This is a genomic window from Saccharomonospora iraqiensis subsp. paurometabolica YIM 90007 (genome assembly GCF_000231035.2).
Lineage (GTDB): Bacteria > Actinomycetota > Actinomycetes > Mycobacteriales > Pseudonocardiaceae > Saccharomonospora > Saccharomonospora paurometabolica.
The window spans coordinates 117,907-118,373 of the sequence record NZ_KI912225.1 but is presented as its reverse complement, the minus strand read 5'-3'; the positions used below and the strand labels follow the sequence as shown (position 1 = coordinate 118,373).

General features: G+C 74.9%; 1 protein-coding gene. It reads left to right on the top strand.

Features of this window, described 5'->3' with window-relative positions; all coding sequences use genetic code 11:
- On the top strand, positions 1-439 hold a 439-nt coding region (locus SACPADRAFT_RS30445; protein ID WP_040924129.1), incomplete at its 5' end, for an EamA family transporter.
- Between the last annotated feature and the right edge of the window lie 28 nt (positions 440-467).

The window sequence follows — 467 nt, the reverse complement described above, 5'->3', positions numbered from 1 at the left end:
CTGGGAGGGCAGCCCGGCCGGGGTGGCCTTCGCGCTCGGGGCCGCCGCGGCCTGGGGGGCCTACATCGTCCTCGGCAGGCGGGTGGCGCTCGGCGGCAACGGGATCGACAGCCTGGCGATCGGCTTCGCCGTCGCCACCGTCGTGCTGTCCCCGCTGGTGGTGGGCACGACCGCGGTCTGGGCGCGGCCGGACCTGCTCACCCTCACGGTGGGGGTGGGGCTGTTGTCCACGGTGGTGCCGTACGTGCTCGACCAGACGGTACTGCGCCGCGTGGGCCAGGCCCGGTTCGCGGTGCTGCTCGCCCTGCTGCCGGTGACCGCCGCCGTGGTCGGGTTCGTGGTGCTGCGGCAGGTACCCGGCCCCGGTGAGGCGCTCGGCATCGTGGCGGTCGTGGCCGGTGTCGCCCTGCGCTCGTTCTCCCGGGGATCACACGCCTGACCGTCAACCACGCAGGGCCGTCAACCAC